Origin of the sequence: Wenyingzhuangia sp. 2_MG-2023 (genome assembly GCF_030548295.1) — a bacterium.
In the GTDB taxonomy this organism is placed as follows: domain Bacteria; phylum Bacteroidota; class Bacteroidia; order Flavobacteriales; family Flavobacteriaceae; genus Wenyingzhuangia.
Genome location: NZ_JAUOSB010000042.1, coordinates 1 through 2,999, shown reverse-complemented (window position 1 = coordinate 2,999; position 2,999 = coordinate 1). Strand labels below are relative to the sequence as shown.

The 2,999-nt window shown below is 46.6% G+C and carries 1 rRNA gene; it reads right to left on the bottom strand.

Going from position 1 to position 2,999, the window contains the following annotated elements:
• Positions 1-20 precede the first annotated feature (20 nt).
• Positions 21-2,819: ribosomal RNA gene (locus tag Q4548_RS16485) — 23S ribosomal RNA — on the bottom strand.
• Positions 2,820-2,999: the final 180 nt, after the last annotated feature.

Genomic DNA, 2,999 nt, shown 5'->3' with positions numbered 1-2,999 from the left:
TTTTTCATTAAAGCCCGCAAGTACATAAGCCTATGGGTTATTAGTAATACTCGGCTATGACATTACTGCCTTTACACCTATATCCTATCAAGGTCGTAGTCTACAACCACCCTTTAAAGAAATCTCATCTTGTGGTGGGTTTCGCGCTTATATGCTTTCAGCGCTTATCCCTTCCCAACGTAGCTACTCTGCAATGCTCCTGGCGGAACAACAGATACACCAGAGGTTAGTTCAACTCGGTCCTCTCGTACTAGAGTCAAATCCACGCAAATTTCTAACGCCCGCTACAGATAGAGACCGAACTGTCTCACGACGTTCTGAACCCAGCTCGCGTGCCACTTTAATGGGCGAACAGCCCAACCCTTGGGACCTTCTCCAGCCCCAGGATGTGACGAGCCGACATCGAGGTGCCAAACCCCCCCGTCGATGTGAGCTCTTGGGGGAGATCAGCCTGTTATCCCCGGAGTACCTTTTATCCTTTGAGCGATGGCCCTTCCATGCGGAACCACCGGATCACTATGCTCTTGTTTCCAACCTGATCGACTTGTAGGTCTCGCAGTCAAGCACCCTTATGCCATTGCACTCTACGTACGGTTACCAAGCGTACTGAGGGTACCTTTAGAAGCCTCCGTTACTCTTTTGGAGGCGACCACCCCAGTCAAACTACCCACCAAGCACTGTCCCCATCACTGGGTTAGACTCTAGATAAGCAAAGGGTCGTATTTCAACAATGACTCCACAACACCTAGCGATGCTGCTTCAAAGTCTCCGACCTATCCTACACATTACTTATCCAAAGCCAATACTAAGCTATAGTAAAGGTTCACGGGGTCTTTTCGTCCCGTAGCGGGTAATCGGCATCTTCACCGATACTACAATTTCACCGAGCTCATGGCTGAGACAGTGTCCAGATCGTTGCACCATTCGTGCAGGTCGGAACTTACCCGACAAGGAATTTCGCTACCTTAGGACCGTTATAGTTACGGCCGCCGTTTACTGGGGCTTCATTTCAGATCTTCGACTTGCGTCTAAACCCTCCACTTAACCTTCCAGCACCGGGCAGGTGTCAGGCCCTATACATCAACTTTCGTTTTAGCAGAGCCCTGTGTTTTTGATAAACAGTCGCCTGGACCTTTTCACTGCGGCCCCACCGAAGTGGGGCGACCCTTCTCCCGAAGTTACGGGTCTATTTTGCCTAGTTCCTTAGCCATGAATCACTCGAGCTCCTTAGAATACTCATCCCAACTACCTGTGTCGGTTTACGGTACAGGACGCAGCCCTCGCTTTTCTTGGAACCGCTTACTTCTTTTCGCTTCAACCGAAGTTTAGGCTCAACGTACTATTCCGTCAGTACGTAAAGATCTGGGCAATCCGTCACTTTTAATGGGTGCGTGTACAGGAATATTAACCTGTTGTCCATCGACTTCCCCTTTCGGGTACGCCTTAGGCCCTGACTAACCCTCAGCTGATTAGCATCGCTGAGGAAACCTTAGTCTTTCGGAGGGCGGGTTTCTCACCCGCCTTATCGTTACTTATGCCTACATTTTCTTTTCTAGCCGTTCCAGCAAACCTTACGATTCACCTTCAGCACAACTAGAATGCTCCCCTACCACTTTTAGTAAAACTAAAAATCCATAGCTTCGGTAATATGTTTATGCCCGATTATTATCCATGCTCGTTCGCTCGACTAGTGAGCTGTTACGCACTCTTTAAATGAATGGCTGCTTCCAAGCCAACATCCTAGCTGTCTAAGCAAACAAACCTCGTTTATTCAACTTAACATATATTTGGGGACCTTAGCTGATGGTCTGGGTTCTTTCCCTCTCGGACATGGACCTTAGCACCCATGCCCTCACTGCTGTAAATCATTATATAGCATTCGGAGTTTGTCAGGAATTGGTAGGCGATGAAGCCCCCGCATCCAATCAGTAGCTCTACCTCTATATAACTAATACAACGCTGCACCTAAATGCATTTCGGGGAGTACGAGCTATTTCCTGGTTTGATTGGCCTTTCACCCCTACCCACAGGTCATCCCAAGACTTTTCAACGTCAACGGGTTCGGTCCTCCACTGTGTGTTACCACAGCTTCAACCTGCCCATGGGTAGATCACCAGGTTTCGCGTCTACTCAACCTAACTAAAACGCCCTATTCAGACTCGCTTTCGCTACGGCTCCATTCCTTAAGAATTTAACCTTGCTAGATAAAGTAACTCGTAGGCTCATTATGCAAAAGGCACGCCGTCACCCAGTTAATGGGCTCCGACCGCTTGTAGGTGTACGGTTTCAGGATCTATTTCACTCCCTTACTTAGGGTTCTTTTCACCTTTCCCTCACGGTACTAGTTCACTATCGGTCTCTCAGGAGTATTTAGCCTTACCGGATGGTCCCGGCAGATTCAGACAGGGTTCCTCGTGCCCCGCCCTACTCAGGATACTGATACAATCATATCTCTTACTTATACGGGACTATCACCCTCTTTGGTCAACCTTTCCAGGTTATTCTAATTCAATCAATTCTCGATATCTCAGTCCTACAACCCCGACTTTGCCGTAACAAAATCGGTTTGGGCTCTTTCGCGTTCGCTCGCCACTACTAACGAAATCATTATTATTTTCTCTTCCTCCGGTTACTTAGATGTTTCAGTTCACCGGGTTTGCCCCTTTCGGTACTATATCTTCAATATAGTGGGTTGCCCCATTCGGAAATCTTCGGATCAAGTCTTATGTGCAAATCCCCGAAGCTTATCGCAGCTTATCACGTCCTTCATCGCCTCTGAGAGCCTAGGCATCCGCCATACACCCTTAATTAGCTTATTGTACTCTTTTGCGTCTTTAATCTTTAGTCTCAAACCCTAAAGTTTGAAACTGTATTTTTTATATTATTGTATACTATCTTACGATAGCACACTTCTAATGTCTACTCAAGTAATAATATTTTATTATTATTATTTATATCAATATGTCAATGAACTTTTTTTAGTAACTAGTCATTAGTAT